Origin of the sequence: Capnocytophaga sp. H2931, assembly GCF_002302535.1 — a bacterium.
Taxonomy (GTDB): Bacteria; Bacteroidota; Bacteroidia; order Flavobacteriales; family Flavobacteriaceae; genus Capnocytophaga; species Capnocytophaga canis.
Genome location: NZ_CP022381.1, coordinates 1,689,542 through 1,709,951, shown reverse-complemented (window position 1 = coordinate 1,709,951; position 20,410 = coordinate 1,689,542). Strand labels below are relative to the sequence as shown.

The window sequence follows — 20,410 nt, the reverse complement described above, 5'->3', positions numbered from 1 at the left end:
TTATGCCACTAAATAAAGAAGAATTAAAGGAAGGAATTATCGCCCTGCAACAAGAAATGAAAACTAAAACCGAACCTGACGAGGAATATTATGCTGAGCAGTTGGCAACGCTCATCGATACCTTCGTTAAAAGCGGTGAGGTAACTATCCCGCAGGGCATACCCGTAACTACGGCAGGTACGGCGGTGTCACAGGCAGGAGCTACCACCGCACCGGCAAAGGGAACGATAAGTTAAAAAAGCATACCAAAATGGAACTATTGAAAGAAATATTATTGCCAATTATCACCACTTTCGTGGGAGCGTTAGTGGGTTGGTTTTTTGGGCGACCCAAAGAAAAAGCAGAGCTACAAACTTCGGAACTTGACAATGTAGATAAGGCGGTCAAGATTTATCGGGAGATGATTGAGGATTTGGGCGAAAAATATGCAAAAGCGATTTCAGATTTGGAAAAAGCCAACCACCGAGTTAAGGAGTTGGAAAACTCTGTTGAAGAACTTTTGGCTGAACTCAAAAAATACAAGCAGTTAAACGGAAAATCAAAATAATGAAAGTCATTGTCTTACATAATCAATCCCTTTTAGATACCTGTCTGCAGCATACAGGCACTATCGAAAGCCTTTTTGATTTGGCGTTAGCGAATGATTTAAGTGTTACCGATGATTTGACCGCAGGGCAAGTCCTTTCCCTACCCCTCTCGGAAGGAGAGGGAACAAAGGATAAGGATATATTAGGTTATTACACTGCCAAAAATATTCAACCCGCCACAGGTTTTACTCAAACTGATTTGCAAGTGTTAGAACGTTTAGAAGGCATCAGCATTTGGGCGATAAATTTAGATTTTAAAGTAAGTTAAAAAATGGAGAATAAAGAATATCAAGATTTTGTGGATAAATTCAAACCTAAGAAGACAACCGACGATTGTTACACGCCTCCATCAATATACGATGTGATTCTTAACTACGTCAAAGAGAGATGCAATATTGAAGGAATGAAGGTTTTGCGACCATTTTACCCCGGTGGAGATTATGAGAACGAAACTTACACGAAGGACTGCGTGGTCATAGATAACCCGCCGTTTTCTATCATCTCGCAAATTATCAGGTTTTACAATCAGCGAAATATTAAGTACTTTTTATTCGCCCCGCATTTAACCTTATTTAGCTCTGACCAAGATTATACGGGCATTGTGGTTGGCAGTGATATAATCTATGAGAATGGGGCAAAAGTCAAAACTTCTTTCGTTTCAAATCTTTTTGGAGATGTTAAAATATTGGGTGATTCCTATCTGTACGAGCGATTAAAACAAACGCAAGGAGAAAATAAAAAATGTTTGCCTCGCTACATATATCCTGACAACTTGATAACGGTTGCCGATGTTACTAAAATAGTAGCCCAAGGCGGGTCTATTACGATAAATAAAAAAGAGGTAGCCCATTGCAGAGCCTTAGAAAGTCAAAAACCATTTAAAAAAACCATCTTCGGAAGTGGCTTTATTATGAGTGATGAAGCTACCGAACGAATGAAAACCGAACGAATAAAGGCTAAAAAAGAAATAATAACTTGGACTTTATCAGACCGAGAAAAAGAACTTGTAAAAACATTAGGCTAATGGCACGAAGCATACAAGACATACAAGAACAAATCTACCAAGCCAAAGCGAGTGAACCCGCTTTGAACGAGCTAAATTCCACGAGCAAAACCGCCATTTGGCGACTGATGATATACATCGTTTCGGTGGCGATTTGGACGTTGGAGAAACTTTTTGACCTTCATAAAAAAGAAGTGGACGAAATGCTCTCCGAGCTAAAACCCCACACCGCTCGTTGGTATCGTAACAAGGCGTTGGCGTTTCAATATGGATTTGATTTACTGCCTGATAGCGACCATTTCGACAATAGGGGCAGTAGCGAAGACGCCATTGCGAGTAGCAAGATTATTACCTACTCCGCAGTGGTTGAGAGCAAGAACGAGGGCAGACTTATTGTGAAAATCGCCACCGAGCAAGGAGGCGAATTACAGCCTATTAGCGACGAGCAAAAAAACGCCTTTGAAACCTATCTATCAGAAATTAAAGACGCAGGCGTACGCCTCTCAGTGGTCAATCACCCACCTGATGTTTTGCGTTTGAAAATGAAAATCGTCTATGACCCGCTGGTATTAGATGCTAATGGTCAAAGCATTTTAGACGCTACCAAACCCGTTGAAGACGCCATAAAAACCTATCTGAAAAACTTACCCTTTGACGGGGAGTTAGTACTGGCACATTTGGTGGACGCTCTCCAACAGGTTAAAGGCGTTAAAGTGCCACATTTGATACTTGCGGAAAGTAAAAATGTAAAAAGTAACGGAGAATACGGAGATTTTGAAGTGATTGAGATTTCACAAATCCCAACGGCGGGTTACTTTGCTATTGAAAATTTTGAACATATCAGCTATGTACAATAAAATATTTAACATAAACATTGACAAGTTAGGCATTTTGTTGTTGCCTTCGTTACTGCGTAGGTATAAGCTCGTGGCTTGGATAAGGGCGTTGTTATCCCCTTTGAAAAGTAAGCTGTACGATTTCCAAAAAAATCGGGAGGCAAACCTAAATAACTTACAGCACAACAGCCAAGTCTGTTATTTACGTAAGATTTTGAACGACAATTTTGATAAGGAGTTAAGACGTATAAAAATCCTTGATGGTAGACAAAAAGGTAGAATATACCTTTATCCAAGAGCCTATAACAAGCCTGTTTATTTAGGAAAAATATACCTCCATCAGCGGGGTAATTACATTGACGGAGGCGTTGATTTCATAGTTCTGTTACCACAGGGATTGGAGTATGACGTACACAGACTTCAAGCAACGATTGACTTTTATAAATTAGCAGGAAAACGCTACACTATAACTTATAACTAAATAGTAATGAATACGTTAAATTTTACACACGACGCAGGATTCCCCTTAGATGTAGCCACATTGAGCTATATGCAAGAGGCGTATCGCATCTTTAATAACTTGGGCTACTTGGCTGGAAACTTTGTGATTATTTCAGGCTGTGAGAAAACGGGGAACTCAGTAAGCAACGGAATTGTCTTTGTCAATGGCGAAGTATTGCCGTTCAAAGGAGGTACGGAAGGGGCGTCCGTTTTTATTAAAGAAGACGCCACCGAAGGCACGTTTGAAGATGGTTTTTTACGAGAAATGGAGCAAACCCGTTACGTTACTTTCGGAATTTCCTCACCCGAAAAAACGTTTGAGTGGGCGAATTTTAAAAAAGTAAAAAACAACGCTCAATTAGACGATGATAAAACCGAAAAAACAACCACCAATGAGCTGTTAAAACGGATTGAAAAGTTGGAAAAACAAAAGTCTGCCATACCGATTGGTATGATTGCCCTATGGGGAAAACCCGCGAGCGAACCTCTTCCTACGGGCTGGAAAGAGTACGTAAACTTGCGAGGACGTATGCCCGTAGGATACGACCCTGATTACAATAAAACCGCCAATGAACCTGAGGATTACAAGTTAAACCGAATGTTAGAAAAAGGAGGGGAGCGGTCGCATCAATTGACGATAGCAGAGATGCCAAGTCATAATCACGGAACATCTAATCACACATCAGGGGATGATTCAGATAGCAACGGAAACGGCTCTGCATTTACAATGGCAGACCGTGAGATAACGTATAACCGAAGTGATTTGATGACAATCAAGAGTACGGGAGGCGACAAACATCATAACAATATGCCTCCTTATAGAGTAATTCAATTTATTGAGTACGTAGGGTTTGATTAGTAGTTAGTGATTAGATTTTTTTAATCTTTTAATCCTTTAATTTTTTAATCTCTAAAAACAATGGCAACAGCAAGAGAAATAATTAAGCAATGGTTTGAAAATTTCAAAAAACCTACGCAGGAGCATTTTTGGGCGTGGATAGATTCGTTTTGGCATAAGAATGAGAAAATTCCGATGTCGTCCGTGCAGAATTTGGAACAGTCTTTACAAAATGTGGTAACCTCTGATCAGTTCAACAACCACATCAATGACGGGAATGCACACCAAGCGTTGTTTGACAGCAAGTTAGATAAGGGTACTTATACAGGAAATGCCAAAGACTTGGAAAGTGCTATCAATCACAAGGTGGATAAAGTTGACGGCAAAGGTTTGAGTACCAATGATTTTACTAATTCTGACAAGCAAAAGCTGGACGATACCGCCGATAAAGTGATAGTTAGTGGTGCGGTTACGGGCGAAGTAAATAAAATACTAACGCTAACGTATTCCGATGGAACTGCCCTACATATTTCATTCCAAGATTTGGGCATTGACAACATAGCCGACATAATGCTGAACTCGTTGAATTTTAACTTTGAAACGGGGGTTTTGACAGGTTTACGTTCTGACGGGCAACAGCTAACAGTGAATTTGGACGGCAGATACTCACTACTTGATCACCACCACGATGATTTGTATGCTAAAAAAACACACACGCACTCGGAATTTGCCCTGCGTACGCATCAACACAATTGGGATGATATTCAGAATAAACCCGACTTGTCGCAATTGGGGGCGAAGTCTGTGATTAAAGTTACTGTGGATACTGCAAGAACCATAAGTGTTAAAGTAGGAACAACTACAGCGGGGAACTACGTCCCAAAAGAGGGAGATGAGCTATCAGTAGAATTTAAAAAAGGTCAAACAGCTAATAATGTAACATTAAATATTGATAATAGTGGCGAAAAAAAAATAGTTATTGGAGGTGCTATTGCTAATTCAAGAACATTGTTAGTTACTGACCATAAATTAGAGTATAAGAAAATGGTCCGTTTGTGGTATGATGGTGAAAATTATCAACTAACTGGCTCAACGTATAATTCTACTTATGAAATAATACATACCGCACGTTTAGAAGATGTACAAAATCAACAACCACATTTAGTAAGTGGAAAAATATTAGCATGGGTCAGAAACTGGGCGAACATCATCGGCAAACCCGATATTGAGACTGTTCTGTTAAAGATTACAAACAATACCAATACCGAAGATTTGATTAACAATGTGCCTCAGAAAGGCAAAACCATTGTCACGCAAGGAACGGCTAATATTGTGGTGACAGTAAACAGTGCCGATGGTTTTGTAGCGAGTTACCAAAAGGCTGGGACAGGAAATATCACGTTCCAAGCAGGAAATGGTAAAACGTTAGTTCAAGTGGATGGCACCAACGTTATCAATGGAGTAAAAGGAAGCACGGCAACGGTCACTGTTGTAGGGAATGAAGTGCTGTTAAGAGTGAGCAATGTGTAATTATTAATTATTAATTGTTAATTGAAAATGAATGCAACGCAATTTTGGCAGTGGGGAGGCAAACAGCAACGATACGCAGATAACGAGACTGTTATTGAGATAACCACTACATCGTCTAATGAAACTTTTGAATGGGGAATTGTTACAGGAACAGTTCAGTACTATGACTGGGGAAATGGAATAAAAAATAACAACAAATCACATACGTTTGCGAACGCGGGAGTATATACGATTAAGATTGTTGGAGACATTGACTATTTTAGAATAAAAAAAAGCTCTAATTATGAATTAAATCCTTTGGTTACTAAGATTTTACAAGTGGCGGGCTCTATAAATAATTTTTATGAAAGTTTTTATGGTTGCATAAATATAACATCAATTCCACAAGGACTATTTGATAAAAATGTAAATGTAGGCTCCTTTGTTAGTTGCTTTTGGGGATGTGCGGGTTTAACATCAATTCCACAAGGACTATTTGACAAAAATATTAATGTTACAAGGTTTGATGGCTGTTTTTTTCTTTGTACTAACCTAACTTCAATACCACAAGGTTTATTTGACAAAAACGTGAATGTGATATATTTTACATCATCTTTTGCTGAATGTAAAAATCTAACAACAGTGCCAATTGATTTATTTGACAAAAATATAAAAACATGGCAATTTATAGATTGTTTTCACTCATGTATTTCTTTGAAAAACAGACCCAAACCTCATGGCTTAGAGATGTGGCAAATAGCGGGTACAAACGGTAGGCCAGCGGTTATTCACATAGGGCGTATGTTTACCAACTGCCATGCCATGCCCGACTATAATTCACTACCAGCCAGTGTTAATAATCAATAAATCAAAAATATGCAATTAACAAAAAACTTTACAAAACAGGAATTTGAATGCCGAGACGGTTCGGCTATGCCTCCGCAGGCATTGGAAAACGTAAAACAATTGGCTCAACAGCTACAAGTTTTGCGGGATTATTTAGGCAAAAAGATAACCATTAACAGCGGTTATCGGAGTAAAAAGTACAACGCTACTTTAAAAGGAGCATCGCCCAAATCACAGCATTTGTTGGGCAAAGCCGCCGATATTGTTATTGAGGGGATGACTCCTAAGCAAGTCGCCGAGACCATTGAAAGCCTTATCAAGGCAGGCAAAATGAAACAAGGTGGCATCGGAATTTACAAAACTTTTACGCACTATGATATTCGTGGGGCGAAAGCAAGGTGGGATTTTTCTAATAAATAATTTAAAAATGATTGATAATGAAGTTACTATTAAATTTGTTGTTTCTCCTTTTGTTCGTTACAGGTTGCAAAATCAAGCACGTCCAAATAGAGCGGAAAGAAGAAAAGCACAAAGAAATCAAAAAAAGCCAAAAAGACAGCGTTTTTGAGCAAGTTGCCGAGAGTAGAAATCAGTTTTTTTTGCGAGAAAATGAGATAATCTCGCAATTTGAACTTGAAACAGAAAAAGACAACACAGGACAAAGTAAAGTACTTGAATTTGAGCGTATCCGAAGCCCCGCAGGTGAGAAAATCATCGTGCGAGGTGGTAAGGTTAAGATAAAGACTTCCGCCAATACTTCGGAAAAAATCACGAAAAAAGACACATTACAAGTAAATAATACAAGTGTCCGCACGAGTGAAAATACGCAAAAAATTACTGAAAACAAGTCGTTTAAAAAACAAAAAGAAGTGAAAACGCAAGGGTTTACATTCGGAGGTTATCTATCTTTAATCCTTTGGATTTTGGTACTTGGAATTTTGGTATTCCTTGCTTGGCGGTTGAAGTTATTTCGGAAAATTACAGCCATAATAACGAAATTTAAACGGCTTTTAAAAAACATTTAAAAGGTTGGGAAACGAGCCTTAAATCGCCCTTGTCCCGTTAAGCATTTGCCTTATCGCTGCAAGTAAAAAAAACATAGGAGGAAAAAAAATGTCCTCCGCTTTAAAAAAGTTACCACACATTTTTAAACATAAGCACACCGGCTACGGAGGACAAATATGTCTTCTGTACCGGTGTGTTTTTTATGTTTATTGATGTGTGGTGATGCAAAAATACTAAAAAATATGAAATACTACTACAACTGGAAATTATCAAAAACAAAATTCGCTAAAAACAAGGGAAAGGTATTTAGTTGCTTTGCCTGTGGCGGGGGCTCAACACAACCGAAAGCTGGGTGACCGAACTTATGCAGATGTACTGAAACGTATCGAAAACCGAGACAGCAACTTCAATGCTCAATTTATTTATGAGGATAAAACATCGCCTACATTGGCGGCTTCGAGTGGGTCAAAAATGGTTTTGTTTGATGAACCAAGAAAAATGAATCATAGAGAGTTGATTAGTTGTCAGTCGTTTCCGCAGGATTATGATTTTGGAACTTCAGCATATTCATTCGTGCAATACGTACTGGGAATGAGCGTTCCGCCCGTGATGATGGCGAATTTGGTCGATGAGATTTATAGACAATGGAGAAAAATATTTGAAAATGAATGAAATAAAGAGAATAGTTGTACAAAGTAGCAGAATGGGAAATTTGGTTATCAAACGAATTTCCAAAGAAAAAGCAAAAAGTTTAATCATTAAAAATCATTATAGTAAGAAGTTAGGAGCAAATCACGGATTGTTCAATTATGGCATTTTCCAAGAAAATAAAGAATCTGAAAATGATTGTTTAGGCGTGGCAGTGTACGGCTATATGATGCATCCGAAGGCTCGGCATTTTACGCACCCTAATCCGCAAGCGATGATGTTGGAACTCAACAGAATGTGGATAAGTGATGAGCTGGGTAAGAACGCCGAAACGATACTTATTAGTCGCTCGTTGAGACTGTTACGTGAGGATTGTCCGAACTGTGTAGCCGTACAAAGTTTTGCCGATGGTCGGTTAGGTTGCGGAACGATTTACAAGGCGGCGAACTTCAAGTATTACGGGCATCACAAAACAACTTTCTTGAAAAACAAACGCACGGGTGAAATTAACCACGAAATGAACTTTACCCGAATGGACAGTAAAGGAATGTATTTGCGTAATAATTTAGCGTTTTTGCTGGGCGATGTAGCTGTTTTTCAGGTGGACACCTATCGGTATATTTTTCCGCTGTGCAAATGTTTTAGGTATAATAAGCCCGCACAGCCTTACCCTGCATATAACAGAGGCACAACGCCTTTTGAGTGGCAACGCAACCGCAAGCTAATCAAGGAGCGGTTAATAAAATTTATCAGCGAATTGGAATAAAAAACACGGCTAAAATGCCGTGTTTTTGTGTTTTTTGGATATATTTGCAGTGGCGATGAAATTCCGAAAAAATGTACATTTCATTTTGAATTTTGGTACATTTCGTTTTGCGGATTATACTTTAATGATTGCGTAACTTGGTTTCCGTTAAGTTTTTCCAACATCCAATTTCCGTTAAGTTCAAAAGACATATCTTTCTGTTTTTCAATTTCTTTTATCATCGTGTATTTTACCGAAGAAGCATCGGCAGGGACATTTTTGCTATCTAATTGTGTTTCTTTGACTTGTATCTTCTTAAAAAATCCTTCCTCGAAAACAAAATTTTCTATTGGAGCATAAAAATATTCCCATTGAGCTTTATCAAGGTCTTCATTTTTAGAAACTTGCAAACATTCGGCTTTTCCTGCTCCTGCATCACAATCTACTTTTACAGAATTTACCCAATAAATTTGTTCTTTTGAAGTGGAACACGCCGAAATGGCACCTCCAATTATCAAAAAAAGAATATATTTTAATTTCATATCTTAATAATTTAAAAATTTGCTAAGCATTACTACAAAAAGCATTCCATTTTCGCACAAAATCTGAATTTTTTATTTCTACTTAGGAAGTAAATTCGAAGCTTTTTTCTACCTTTAATCATAAAAAAAGACACATTACATTGTGTCTTCGTGTATTTTAGGTTCTGTTATTCTGTCGTGATAAAAATAGTAAATTGAGTTCATTATTTATTTTCATACATTGTTCTTTTCCTTAGATGAAAAGAACCAAAAATCAAGGCTTTGGATATTTGTCTAAAAATCAGACTCATGTCGCTAAAATTTTCCAAACTTGCTTCCTACGGTCGCTTCGAACAATGGAAAATTTTGACGCTTTATTCGTTGATTTTCTTAACGCCAAATCTCCAATGCCGATGAAAAGTGGTCAAAATACTGAAAAATCAGTGTTTAATCATTAAAAAATATATGCAATTAAGAACTAAACTCAAAATAGTAATTCCAAATAATTTTTGGAGCTTCGACTCCGCTCAGCAAGACAAACTCCGTGTCAGTCTGAGCGAAGTCGAAGACTTTTATCTTCGTAATTTTAAATTTAAAATTGTGTAAGTGTCTTCGTTACTTCTTCGTTGTTTCTTCGTTCATTTATGATGATTTTTTTGTAGAAATCAATCACACTTCGACTTCGCTCAGTGTGACATTTAAAATTAAAAATCAATTACTTTAAAATTTCTGTTTTTTCTGTGACATTAGCAGGAATATCGGAAGCCTGAATGATTATTTTATCTCCTGAGAGGTCGGGATTTTGTGCGGTGGCGATATAAATCCAATCGATACCTTGTAAAACGGCTTCGCCCTCCTCAACCAACGAACCATCTGCATTTTGGATAATTACCTTTACAGAAACGACCTTAAAATCATCTGTGGCTCGAATAACAATCGTGTCTCCTGCATTGCCTTTGTAGTTTGAGACATTGATACTTTCGATTTTAGGCGCATTGAGCAGGTCGGCAACAGCTACGTTATAGGCTTTTTTGCCTGTGGTTTCGTAAAGTGCCTTTTGATTGTCGTCTGCAAGGACAGCCTTTCCGTAGAGTACCGCCTGTTGGAACTTGGCTTGTTGTTGTTTTTGCTTTTCGGAATCTTCTCCTTTGCGTTTTTTGGGAGCTTTGGAAACAATGGTTTTCCCGTTTCGTTGGGAGAAGACTAAAATATCTCCCACTTTTCCACTTAATCCGTGGGTTACGATGTTGTTCTTTGATTGTGCCATTTTTTTATGATTTCAAATAATTACTTTTTCTTGGTTTTTTTGTTGAAATCCAAGCAGAGATTAAGCCAAAAAGCAAAATCTTTTGCTGATTTGTAGCCTATTTCTTCCACATAGCAGTAGCCTTTCAAATCCTTATTTTTCATTATGCAAGGTAAATAACCCTGCCTTTCGGTAAGCCCTTCGGTATATTGGGGGTCGAAACGACACATCAAACGGTCATCACTAACATTAATACACATCTTTTCGTTTACCAAAAATGCTAACCCCCCAAACATTTTCTTCTCTTCAACCTCAATTTCAGGAATTTTTGCTAAAAATTCACGCACCCGATTGGCTAAAGCTTCATTGTAAGCCATTTTTATACTATATCGATTATCATTAAAGCCTGTTTTCTACTTATGAAAATAGATTTTCAGCTCTTTCAAAAGTCCGTTTTCTGCTTTCCATATCTCGGCAACATTACCATTTTGTATAGTTCCGTTGGGCAAAATCCAATCGTAATTTGCCAACACAAAGGCATTATCTCCTTCTATTATCGTTTGGATTACTCGCATTGTTTGGTAGCTTTTACAAAAATTTCTGTACATTTCTATATAAGCCTGTTTTCCCAAAAGAGGCTCTCCGTCGTTCATTATAAAAACAAAATCTTCGTCTAAAGTTTGTTCCCAGTTTGCTTTCTGTGCAAACCCCTTGTAATAAGTTGCTAAAAGTTCTTTCATTTTATTCTGATTTTTGGGGCAAAAGTAGTGTCTTTAAAATAAAAAAATGTTGCCATAAGGCAACATTTTCAACTTATAGTGAAACTTCCTTTCTAATCCGACTTAAGGAAGTATGTGTAATTCCTAAGTAACTAGCAATTTGCCTTAAAGGTACATTCTGAATCACTTGCGGTTTATCTTTTAGAAATTGTAGATAACGCTCTTTTGCAGGAAGTGTAATCATTTCAAGCGAGCGTTTTTTTATTTGAAATAACTTTTGGGTCATAAAGAGTCGCCCCCACTCAGCATAGCCCGGAAGAGAATGATACAATTTCTGAAACTCCTTAAAATCAATCTTCCAAGCTATACAATCGGTTAAAGCGACAATACTTTCAGCACTTGGTAGATGGTTGAATAACGATAGTTCTTGCACTATAATTTCATTTTTGCAAAAGAAATCTGTCGTAATTTTATTTCCTTTGTAATCATATACAAAACTTTGAACAATACCACTTTCCAAAATCATATAATCTCGAGCCGTTTGCCCTTCTCGTAAGATATATTCTCCTTTTTTGATTTCAATCCTATAATGAGCCTGTGTAATCTTTTTAAGGTCATTTCCAAAAATCAATGGATGTGCATATATTTTAGAAAAATCAAGAGTGTTTGACATTATCAACATTTTTCCACAAAAGTACAATGTTTTTCAAAATACAATTAAAATTATTTACAAAACACCCCAATTAGGACGTTTTCTACTGCGTATGTTTTAAGTTAATCTATAGATTATGATGTTGTTCTTTGATTGTGCTATTTATATATATTTTTAACATTATTGTAAATTCTCCTTAAAAAACGTTTCCAATTTATCAAACGGAATCACTCCTGCCTGATTGTCGTAAAAGTCGGTGTGCTTGGCGTTGGGAACAATAAACAACTCCTTGTTTTTGCTTCCTACGGATTGGTAGGCATCTTCGCTCATATAGCGGGAATGAGCGTTTTCTCCCGCAACGATAAGGGTCGGGACATCTATTTCGTGAGCATACGACAGCAATGGAAAATTTAGAAACGAAAGCAGTGTAGTGGCTGTCCAAACCTGATTGGAAACCGAACGCTCGTGGAAACCTCTCGGAGTTTTATAAAACTCGATATAATCGTTCAGGAACTGAGGAACTTTATCGGAAGGAGCGTCTGGCATCGGATAGCCCGGAGCAGGTGTTCCTCTTTCGGCATCCGTCCAACGAAGGGCATTGAGCGAACGCTTCATTTCCAGACGCATTTCGGGTGTGTTACTGTCGAAATATCCTTTGCTAAAGACGCGAGACATATCGTACATTACCATCGTCGCCACCGCCTTTATTCGCGTGTCTATAGCCGTAGCGTTCAGGGCAAATCCGCCCCAACCGCAGATGCCAATAAGCCCTATTTTTTCTCTGTCCACAAAGGGTTGAAGCCCCAAGCAATCGACCGCAGCCGAAAAGTCTTCGGTATTGATGTCGGGTGAGGCTACATTGCGAGGTTCGCCACCGCTTTCGCCCGTATAAGAAGGGTCAAAAGCCAAGGTTACAAAGCCTTTTTCCGCCATCGTTTGGGCGTAAAATCCGGAGGCTTGTTCCTTTACCGCTCCGAATCCTCCACAAACGGCAAGAGCTGCAAGTTTCTTGCCTTCGCTGTTTTTCGGAAAATACAAATCGCCGACAAGGGTTATGCCGTAGCGGTTTCTGAACGTTACTTTTTGATGTTCTACTTTATCGCTTTTCGGGAAAATTTTGTCCCAACAGTCAGCACCGGAGTGCATTTTTTTGTTTGTGTTCATATTGTTGAAAAATTAATACCTTTTATTTATGTATTATATTCTTTTGTAATACAATTGCACAAGTCCTGTGTCGTAAGGGGTTACGCTGATGAGTTTTAGTGGCTGTTCGGGTCTGTTGTCGTTAAACAATTTTGTGCCGTTGCCCACCAATATCGGAATGACGGAAATGATGAGTTCGTCCAATAAATCGCCCTTCAAAAGTTCATTCACGATTTGAGCCCCGCCATCGCAATAGATGTTTTGGCGACTTTCTTTTTTCAATTTTCCGATGAGCAGTGATATATCTCCCGTATAAAAATGAATGTTCCCTGCGGAAGGTCTTTCGGTTTTCGTCAGTACATAAACCGTTTTTTCCTTATGCGGAAATTCCCCTACCGCATTCATTACCCAATCGTATGTTTTTCGTCCGATAATCAGCGTATCTACCGTTGATATAAAACGCTCAAAACCATAATCTTCTCCTTCTTTTTCCACGATGGATAAGAAACTTAAATCGTCATTGGGCTTGGCGATATACCCGTCCAAACTCATTGAGATATACAGAATTACTTTACTCATATATTATATTGTATATTGGTTATTTCTGTTTTTGATGTAACCATAAAATCAATCGGTTTGACAGAATTTCGCTTTTCGTATTTTTCTTAAATACAAGCCTATTGCCAAATACATCATCAGCGGAATAATACCGAAAGTTGGCGAAATCAATAATGTTTTATCAGGCGAGACAACGGCAAAACCTTCGGAAATCAGCGGATTGAGAGCGTCTTCCATCGTGTGCATCAAAACCACCACCCAAAGCGAACGCGACAAGAAAAAGACTTCGGTGTACATAATCGTCCAAACGCCCACCACCACAAAGCCGTAGACGAAAAGCCACACTCCGCCGTAAGGGAAAAATTGAGCCAAATAGTCTTCTTCCAAAAACACCATATAATAAGGGGCGTGCCAAGTCTGCCACACCAGTGCCACCACTAAATAAATCAACCATTCGTTTTTGGTAAGTTGCTCCATTTTTAGGGTGAGATAGCCTCGCCAAACCGATTCTTCAAAGATATTTTTGATAAATTCGGGCAGAAAAGCGGTTGCCAATATCGGTAAATAGGTTGCAAAACTAAACTTGCTCATATCTATCCACCCCAGCGATTTGCCCACAAATAGCGTTATACCAATTACCAACGGATAAACCGCAAAAGCGAACAAATACCAACGGGCGTTTTGTTTGAAATTCGGTTTTAGCGGAAGGTCTTTCCAGCCATCTCCGCCGAAAAGGCGAAGCAAAAGCATACACAAAAGTGGCGTAGCGATAAAAATCAACGCTCCGAGCGATTCCAAATTCGAGGGCTGACCGAGTAACTTATCCACCCCAACGCCTACCCAACCGCAAGCGATAGCCACCAAGCTGAATAGGGCAACGTTTCTGAAAGTTTTTGATTTGGTGTTCATATTGTTAAAGGTTTACATTGTTTTTTGAATGAAATTTCGTTTTAGACATAGAAATGATATTATTTTAAAATATCCAAAATTTTCTCCTCATCATAAACAAACATTCCAACTGCGACCAGTGAAGCTATACCGTGAGCCAACATCCACGATTTAGCGATAATGTTCTTTACGCCTTCGTCGGATAATTGTCGGTATTCTTCTGAATTTTTCATTATGTTTACTATTTGCTGACTTTCCGGAAAAATATCTGTAAGTTTTATATTCATAATATTATCCATATAGAAAGCCTTAAATAAAGCAGGTTCTGTATGAGCCATTTGCACATACCCCAATCCTAAATCAAGGAAAGAGTTTCCTGTTTTTGAATAGCCCAACATTGTGTTTTGTAAGTGAATAAGAGCTTTTTGGTAGACTTCGGCTTTGAGGTCGTCCATATTTTTGTATGTCCAATAAATGGGCTGTGTTGAACAACCGATTTTTTTGGCAATGTTTCGGGCAGAAAGCACAGCAAACCCTTCTTTTCGAACCATTTCAAAGGCAGTTTCAATGATAATTTCTTTCGTTATTGTCGTTGTTTTAGGCATAATATTATTTTATAACATACATTATATAACTATTGTTATATTTTATTGCAAAGGTAATATGTTTTTTTGAACAGACAAATTTTAAAAGAAAAAGGAACGAAAATTTCGTTCCTTTAACCTTGAAATCTTATAAGTTATGTTATCTCTAAACCAAAAAACGCCCCGATTGGAGCGTTTTTATATCTTTTTTGATTATCATTCAGGTTCTGTGTAGGTTACTATATCAATACCGATGTCGTTGGGGTCTTTGATAGCGAAATGGCGGTCGCCCCAAGGCTCATTTCGTGGCTCAATTTCAATAGGAACGGTTTTGATTTTTTGTTCATAAACGAAGTCGAACAGTTTTAATTTTCTACTGTCAATTGGCTTTAAAAGTTTTATGGAGGTCTCTAAATTATTCGAGATTTCGGAAGCAAATTTTTCAAATTCATCAGTTTTATATTTGTCAATGCTCCAAAATGAAAAAGGCAAATTTACGATTGAGTCTAAAATTGATTTAATCTCTTTTCGGAAGATATATTCAATGGCTAAAAGTTTAAACCTAATGGCGAAGAATTTAGCGTTTTTAGAGATTTGTATGTCTTTCGGTTTTGTCCAAATTCCTGTGAGTTTGACAGTTGTCAATGTTTCGTTTTCAAACTCTGCAATTAAGTCAAAGTAACCGTCCGGTAAAATGGTATGCTGGATTTCTGTGTCAGTAGTTTCGTAATACCAAAAGCACTGTACAAAGTTGTTCAAAAATCCATTCGGTTTAATTTCTCTGTATTTCATTGTAGTGGCGTTATAAAGGGCATATAACTTGAAAAACGCTGTTTTATGTCTTGTTGTGCGTCATAGGTGTTACTTCGTAAGGACAAAAATACTAATTCCTTTGAAACGAATACGATAATCACATAAAAAACAGAAAGTGCATAACCCACAAACCTATCCTTTTTGGGGAATAATGTAAACCATATCTTTGCTCTGTTTTCTTTTTGCAAAGACAGTAAAAACATTCGGAAATACAAATGTTTCTAGTTGTTGTATCTTGTTGATTTATTGATATATAAAAGAATTATGGATAAAAAAATAAAACGATATACGAATATTATATATGTAGAATAAACGAAATTGCGTATATTTGCGTGTTACCTGCAAGCGTAAAGACAGACCGTGCAACCCTGACAGTAACGGTCAGACAAACAAGAGAAGCGTAAACCATTTTGACAGATAAACAAAGACATACAGACCATATTACAAACGGACAAGAACTAAGCCGACACACCTTGCCGACCCTTCTGTATTTTTTCTTTTCCCTACCGCACATTTTTTTATTCAATTTTTTGCCACCGCACAATGGCACATTGGCTTTTGCCCCGACACACAAAAGCCCACGCTTCGGCAAAATCCAAAGAGCCATTTTTTCCCAACGCTTTTTTAACTTTGCATTTATAAACATCTATATAGAGAACACTATGCTATCAACAGAGAAAACATTATCAGAAGTAATAGAAATACTAAGACAACGTGGTTATACAGAAGACTTTAACTTGTTGGAAGAAAACATATCTTACAAAAAAGGAGGCGAAAAAGTTGATTTGAACGACATCGTTATTGACAAAATATATCGTTTTACAGGACAAAACGACTTGGAAGACGAAGCCATTTTATACGCAATGACAAATCAAAAAGACGGAGCTAAAGGCGTATTTGTCAATGGGTATGGAACTTACACAGACTCAGGGGCAAACGCTGTTATCAGTAAGATAACCGTTAATGAAAATGATAATGACGATTGGACAATAAAATAATGAATTATACTAACTTTGCAGCGTGAAATATTTCTCCTTCATATTAGCCCTTTATGTTTTGTTGCTGACAGCAGCACCAAACTTGGTGGAGGACAATTGTTTTCAGGAGCAAACAACCGAACAATCACAAGACAATCAAAGTGACAAAGATTGTAGCGATTGTTGTTCACCATTTATGAGTTGCAGTACCTGTTTGGGTTTTACTTTTCCAATAGCAAAATTTTCAATACACTCTATCCTCACTTATTCAGACAAAAAAGTTTCTATTTACAAGGAAAATACAACGTCTGACTTTTTCTCTTCCATTTGGAAACCGCCCAAGATTAGTTAATGTTTCCGTGCCTTCGGCACAATAACAAATTGCGGTGCTACGCACCGCCAATTCTTATTTTTCAAACATTAATAATCATTTAGGCAATGAAGTTTAAAATCATTTTGCTACTAATGGTAGCATTCAACATAAATACCGTATTCGGACAGAATACATTTAAAGCGGTCATAAAAGACAGCGAAACAAAAGAACCGTTAATCGGTGCGACAGCTATTTTATCAGAAACGGCAACAGGAGCAACCGCAGACATTAACGGAATGATAACCTTAACCAATATCCCAAACGGAAAGCAGATAATTGAATTTCGTTACATCGGTTATGAAACAAGAAAAGACACGTTTGATTTTCCGTTGACAACATCAAACCTGATAGAGATTTTTCTCAAATCAAATGCAAACGAATTGGACGAAATTGTGATTTCATCTACCCGAAGTTCCAGAACCATAAAGGACATTCCGACAAGAATTGAATTTATTGGAGGGGAAGAATTAGAAGAAAAAGGCAATATGAAAGCAGGGGATATTCGTATGCTTTTAAGTGAAAGCACAGGCATACAAACGCAGCAAACTTCCGCAACATCTGCCAATGCTTCTATTCGTATTCAGGGACTTGACGGACGATATACTCAAATTCTTAAAGACGGATTTCCACTATATGCAGGAGCAGCAAGCGGTTTAGGACTTTTGCAAACGCCACCGCTTGACTTAAAGCAAGTAGAAATTATTAAAGGTTCTTCATCTACACTTTACGGAGGAGGAGCGATAGCAGGATTGGTAAACCTTATTTCCAAAACACCGACAGATGAAAAAGAATTACGTTTTCATTTAAACGGAAGTTCGGGCAGAGGTTTTGACATTAACGGTTTTTACGGACAGCGATTTAACAAAATTGGAACAACAATATTTGCAGCACACAACCGCAATTGGGCTTACAACCCTGCCAATATTGATTTTACAGCAATTCCAAAATTTGACAGGTATGTTTTCAATCCCAAGTTATTTGTTTATTTCAGCGACAAAACAAAACTGAATGTTGGAATAAACACAGCTATTGAAAACCGTATCGGTGGCGACATACATTTTATACAAGGAAAAGGAGACACTATCCACAGCTATTTTGAAGAAAACAAAACACAACGCTATTCCACGCAATTGTCTTTTGACCATAAATTTAATGACAAAAGTTTCTTCAATTTTAAAAACAGCGTAAGTTATTTTAACAGGATAATCAATATTCCGAATTATAGCTTTGACGGCACACAAACAGCCACATTCAGCGAAGCAAGCTATACCAATGTTCGGGAAAAAACAGAATGGGTTGCAGGTGTAAATCTTTGGTCGGATAACTTTCAGGAAAAGCAGACAGACACTTTTCCGTTGAGAAATTACGACCAAATTACTTTTGGTGCATTTGCTCAAAATTCGTGGAAAGCAACCAAGTGGCTCAATCTTGAAACAGGTTTCAGAGCCGACTATGTTATTGATTATGGTATTGCCTTGCTGCCAAGAGTTTCAGCATTATTCAAAATAACCGACAAATTTTCTTCACGGCTTGGCGGTGGCTTTGGCTATAAAACGCCAACCATATTTACAGAGGAAAGCGAACGCATACAATACCAAAATGTAATGCCCATTGATAAAAACATCAACAAATTGGAACGCAGTTACGGAGGAAATTTTGATTTTAATTATCGCACCGTATTTGGCGAAAAAGTAACGTTCAGTATCAACCAACTTTTTTTCTATACCTATTTGAATAACCCTTTGTTGCTTGAATCTCAAACAGGCGGATTATACCAATTTATCAATTCGACAGGACACATTGATACAAGAGGAACGGAAACCAATATCAAAATCGGGTATGATGATTTTAAATTGTTTTTGGGTTATACATTTACCGATACCCGCTTGCATCAAAACGGAATTTTGACAAATACACCGCTTACGCCAAAGCACAGGATAAATTCAGTTTTAATGTATGAAGTAGAGGACAAATGGAAAGTAGGTTTGGAAGCGTATTATTTCAGTCCTCAAAAATTGAGTGACGGTGCAACAGGAAAACAATATGTGCTTTGTGGTTTTATGGTTGAAAAGCTATGGGAGAAATTTTCGGTTTACATCAACTTTGAAAATTTCCTTGACGCAAGGCAAACCCGATTTGACACTATTTATACAGGCACAGTAACTAATCCTGTTTTCAGGGACATTTACGCACCGCTTGACGGATTTTTAATCAATGGTGGTATCAAACTAAAATTGTAGCAATTATGCAAAAGACAATATTTAACATTACAAAAATGGATTGCCCAAGCGAGGAGCAATTAATACGGATGAAACTGCAAAAATTTGATGAAATAAAATCATTGGACTTTGACATTCCGAACCGAAAATTAGCAGTTCATCATAACGGAAAACCAGAGCCAATACACTTAGCATTAAATACACTGAACCTTGATACTTCTTTGGTTTCAACAGAAGAAAGCAGAGTAGAAATTGAAACGGACACAAGCAATAAACAACGGAAATTGTTGTGGACGGTTCTTATCATCAATTTTCTGTTTTTCGGATTGGAAATGCTGTTAGGAATTTTTTCCAACTCAATGGGATTAGTGGCAGACAGTTTGGATATGCTCGCAGACAGTATTGTTTACGGATTGGCATTATTTGCGGTGGGTGGAACAATAACGAGAAAAAACAATATCGCAAAATTTGCAGGATATTTTCAAATACTTCTTGCTGTAATTGGTTTTGTAGAAGTAGTCAGACGATTTATAGGAGTTGAGAAAATGCCTGATTTTCAAACAATGATTATCGTTTCTGTTTTGGCTCTTATCGCTAATGTGATTTGTCTTTACTTATTACAAAAAGGTAAAAGCAAAGAGGCTCATATGCAAGCAAGTATGATTTTCACTTCCAATGACGTAATTATTAATTCGGGTGTTATCGTTGCAGGACTTTTGGTTAATTGGCTTAGTTCAGGTTATCCCGACTTGATTATTGGAGCAATCGTTTTTATAATTGTTGCAAGAGGAGCATACAGAATATTACAATTAGCGAAGTAAAAAGCCAACGCACACAAGCACACACATTTTGCAGCCGCTACAAGCCGACACGCAAACCAAAGCTGTAAAAAGAGTGTGCTTGTTCCCTAAAAAAATTGAATAAAAAATTTCCTGCCCTTCTGAAAAGAAAAAATACCCGAACGCACAACCCGACAGCGACACTTGGACGACATACAGACAAATGGTTTACTAAGACGGTGGACAGAACGCCAGCAGCTAACAGCGGTTTGGCGTAATGGGGGCGGACGTTCTTCGTATGACAGTTTTTCGTAAATTTGAACTTTCGGCTTCGTATGAAGTTTTGTGCTGAAAAGCCCCCACTACGCCAAGCCGCGAACCGTTATGTGTAATTTCACCAAAACACCGTCCAAATGAAGG

The 20,410-nt window shown here is 37.7% G+C and carries 27 protein-coding genes and 2 pseudogenes; 17 read left to right on the top strand and 12 right to left on the bottom strand.

Features of this window, described 5'->3' with window-relative positions; translation table 11 throughout:
• The first annotated feature begins 2 nt into the window (after window positions 1-2).
• The 13 genes from CGC52_RS07245 (at window position 3) to CGC52_RS07185 (ending at window position 8,539) form a co-directional block, all read left to right on the top strand.
• Window positions 3-236, top strand: coding sequence for a hypothetical protein (locus tag CGC52_RS07245; protein WP_095893935.1), 234 nt, complete (start codon window positions 3-5; stop codon window positions 234-236).
• Between the two features lie 14 nt (window positions 237-250).
• Window positions 251-547 (top strand): cell wall anchor protein, encoded by a 297-nt coding sequence (locus tag CGC52_RS07240; RefSeq protein ID WP_095893933.1) that lies wholly within the window; start codon window positions 251-253, stop codon window positions 545-547.
• Complete coding sequence (locus CGC52_RS07235) at window positions 547-855, top strand: hypothetical protein (protein WP_095893931.1); 309 nt, start codon at window positions 547-549, stop codon at window positions 853-855. Before CGC52_RS07240 ends, CGC52_RS07235 begins: the two co-directional genes overlap by 1 nt.
• Window positions 856-858: 3 nt before the next feature.
• Window positions 859-1,611 carry a chromosome partitioning protein ParB gene (locus CGC52_RS07230; RefSeq protein ID WP_095893930.1) on the top strand — a complete coding sequence of 251 codons (753 nt, stop codon included), beginning with the start codon at window positions 859-861 and terminating at the stop codon, window positions 1,609-1,611.
• Window positions 1,611-2,447, top strand: coding sequence for a nucleotidyltransferase (locus CGC52_RS07225; RefSeq protein WP_095893928.1), 837 nt, complete (start codon window positions 1,611-1,613; stop codon window positions 2,445-2,447). The genes CGC52_RS07230 and CGC52_RS07225 overlap by 1 nt, the downstream gene beginning before the upstream one ends.
• Entirely contained in the window at window positions 2,437-2,907 is a 471-nt protein-coding gene (locus CGC52_RS07220) for a hypothetical protein (protein WP_232751803.1), read from the top strand. Before CGC52_RS07225 ends, CGC52_RS07220 begins: the two co-directional genes overlap by 11 nt.
• Window positions 2,908-2,913: 6 nt before the next feature.
• The gene (locus CGC52_RS07215) at window positions 2,914-3,786 is read left to right on the top strand and encodes a hypothetical protein (RefSeq protein ID WP_095893927.1); all 873 of its coding nucleotides are present in this window, start codon (window positions 2,914-2,916) and stop codon (window positions 3,784-3,786) included.
• A 60-nt stretch (window positions 3,787-3,846) separates the two neighbouring features.
• Window positions 3,847-5,295: a hypothetical protein gene (locus CGC52_RS07210; RefSeq protein WP_095893926.1), complete on the top strand. Its 1,449-nt coding sequence runs from the start codon at window positions 3,847-3,849 to the stop codon at window positions 5,293-5,295.
• A 27-nt stretch (window positions 5,296-5,322) separates the two neighbouring features.
• Window positions 5,323-6,141, top strand: coding sequence for a hypothetical protein (locus tag CGC52_RS07205; RefSeq protein WP_095893924.1), 819 nt, complete (start codon window positions 5,323-5,325; stop codon window positions 6,139-6,141).
• Window positions 6,142-6,150: 9 nt separating this feature from the next.
• Entirely contained in the window at window positions 6,151-6,540 is a 390-nt protein-coding gene (locus tag CGC52_RS07200) for a D-Ala-D-Ala carboxypeptidase family metallohydrolase (protein WP_095893922.1), read from the top strand.
• 17 nt (window positions 6,541-6,557) lie between these two features.
• Window positions 6,558-7,145, top strand: coding sequence for a hypothetical protein (locus CGC52_RS07195; RefSeq protein ID WP_095893921.1), 588 nt, complete (start codon window positions 6,558-6,560; stop codon window positions 7,143-7,145).
• 301 nt (window positions 7,146-7,446) lie between these two features.
• Window positions 7,447-7,797: a DNA cytosine methyltransferase gene (locus tag CGC52_RS07190; protein ID WP_232751802.1), complete on the top strand. Its 351-nt coding sequence runs from the start codon at window positions 7,447-7,449 to the stop codon at window positions 7,795-7,797.
• Window positions 7,790-8,539: a hypothetical protein gene (locus CGC52_RS07185; protein ID WP_232751801.1), complete on the top strand. Its 750-nt coding sequence runs from the start codon at window positions 7,790-7,792 to the stop codon at window positions 8,537-8,539. The genes CGC52_RS07190 and CGC52_RS07185 overlap by 8 nt, the downstream gene beginning before the upstream one ends.
• Window positions 8,540-8,619: 80 nt before the next feature.
• Here CGC52_RS07185 and CGC52_RS07180 read toward each other — a convergent pair whose 3' ends face one another.
• The gene (locus CGC52_RS07180; RefSeq protein ID WP_232751800.1) at window positions 8,620-9,060 is read right to left on the bottom strand and encodes a DUF4377 domain-containing protein; all 441 of its coding nucleotides are present in this window, start codon (window positions 9,058-9,060) and stop codon (window positions 8,620-8,622) included.
• A 236-nt stretch (window positions 9,061-9,296) separates the two neighbouring features.
• Between CGC52_RS07180 and CGC52_RS07175 the strand changes: the two genes are divergently transcribed.
• A complete protein-coding gene (locus CGC52_RS07175; protein WP_095893919.1) occupies window positions 9,297-9,497 on the top strand; it encodes a hypothetical protein in 201 nt (66 codons plus the stop codon).
• A gap of 257 nt (window positions 9,498-9,754) precedes the next feature.
• Here the strand turns inward: CGC52_RS07175 and CGC52_RS07170 are convergent, their stop codons facing one another.
• From CGC52_RS07170 to CGC52_RS07125, 11 genes and pseudogenes are all read right to left on the bottom strand, one after another.
• Complete coding sequence (locus tag CGC52_RS07170) at window positions 9,755-10,306, bottom strand: hypothetical protein (protein ID WP_095893918.1); 552 nt, start codon at window positions 10,304-10,306, stop codon at window positions 9,755-9,757.
• 20 nt (window positions 10,307-10,326) lie between these two features.
• The gene (locus CGC52_RS07165; RefSeq protein WP_018279832.1) at window positions 10,327-10,662 is read right to left on the bottom strand and encodes a TfoX/Sxy family protein; all 336 of its coding nucleotides are present in this window, start codon (window positions 10,660-10,662) and stop codon (window positions 10,327-10,329) included.
• Window positions 10,663-10,698: 36 nt separating this feature from the next.
• On the bottom strand, window positions 10,699-11,025 hold the full coding sequence (locus CGC52_RS07160; protein WP_018279831.1) for a nuclear transport factor 2 family protein: 327 nt from the start codon (window positions 11,023-11,025) through the stop codon (window positions 10,699-10,701).
• Window positions 11,026-11,098: 73 nt separating this feature from the next.
• Window positions 11,099-11,677, bottom strand: coding sequence for a Crp/Fnr family transcriptional regulator (locus tag CGC52_RS07155; RefSeq protein ID WP_018279830.1), 579 nt, complete (start codon window positions 11,675-11,677; stop codon window positions 11,099-11,101).
• Window positions 11,678-11,836: 159 nt separating this feature from the next.
• Complete coding sequence (locus CGC52_RS07150) at window positions 11,837-12,820, bottom strand: alpha/beta hydrolase (RefSeq protein ID WP_095893917.1); 984 nt, start codon at window positions 12,818-12,820, stop codon at window positions 11,837-11,839.
• A gap of 33 nt (window positions 12,821-12,853) precedes the next feature.
• Window positions 12,854-13,378, bottom strand: a complete 525-nt coding sequence (locus CGC52_RS07145) for a dihydrofolate reductase family protein (protein WP_095893915.1) — start codon at window positions 13,376-13,378, stop codon at window positions 12,854-12,856.
• A 48-nt stretch (window positions 13,379-13,426) separates the two neighbouring features.
• The gene (locus CGC52_RS07140) at window positions 13,427-14,266 is read right to left on the bottom strand and encodes a type II CAAX prenyl endopeptidase Rce1 family protein (RefSeq protein ID WP_095893913.1); all 840 of its coding nucleotides are present in this window, start codon (window positions 14,264-14,266) and stop codon (window positions 13,427-13,429) included.
• Window positions 14,267-14,325: 59 nt separating this feature from the next.
• The gene (locus tag CGC52_RS07135; protein WP_095893912.1) at window positions 14,326-14,850 is read right to left on the bottom strand and encodes a TetR/AcrR family transcriptional regulator; all 525 of its coding nucleotides are present in this window, start codon (window positions 14,848-14,850) and stop codon (window positions 14,326-14,328) included.
• Between the two features lie 195 nt (window positions 14,851-15,045).
• A pseudogene (locus CGC52_RS11430) lies at window positions 15,046-15,162 on the bottom strand (glyoxalase); the annotation flags it as partial.
• Window positions 15,163-15,336: 174 nt separating this feature from the next.
• Window positions 15,337-15,621, bottom strand: a pseudogene (locus CGC52_RS11425) (DUF6597 domain-containing transcriptional factor); the annotation flags it as partial.
• The gene (locus CGC52_RS07125; RefSeq protein ID WP_095893909.1) at window positions 15,618-15,845 is read right to left on the bottom strand and encodes a hypothetical protein; all 228 of its coding nucleotides are present in this window, start codon (window positions 15,843-15,845) and stop codon (window positions 15,618-15,620) included. The gene CGC52_RS07125 and the pseudogene CGC52_RS11425, both read right to left, overlap by 4 nt.
• A 207-nt stretch (window positions 15,846-16,052) precedes the next feature.
• Between CGC52_RS07125 and CGC52_RS11360 the strand changes: the two genes are divergently transcribed.
• From CGC52_RS11360 to CGC52_RS07100, 3 genes are all read left to right on the top strand, one after another.
• Entirely contained in the window at window positions 16,053-16,640 is a 588-nt protein-coding gene (locus CGC52_RS11360) for a hypothetical protein (protein ID WP_231550020.1), read from the top strand.
• A gap of 417 nt (window positions 16,641-17,057) precedes the next feature.
• Window positions 17,058-19,232 (top strand): TonB-dependent receptor, encoded by a 2,175-nt coding sequence (locus CGC52_RS07105; RefSeq protein WP_095893907.1) that lies wholly within the window; start codon window positions 17,058-17,060, stop codon window positions 19,230-19,232.
• A gap of 5 nt (window positions 19,233-19,237) precedes the next feature.
• The gene (locus CGC52_RS07100) at window positions 19,238-20,032 is read left to right on the top strand and encodes a cation transporter (protein ID WP_095893906.1); all 795 of its coding nucleotides are present in this window, start codon (window positions 19,238-19,240) and stop codon (window positions 20,030-20,032) included.
• Window positions 20,033-20,410 lie beyond the last annotated feature (378 nt).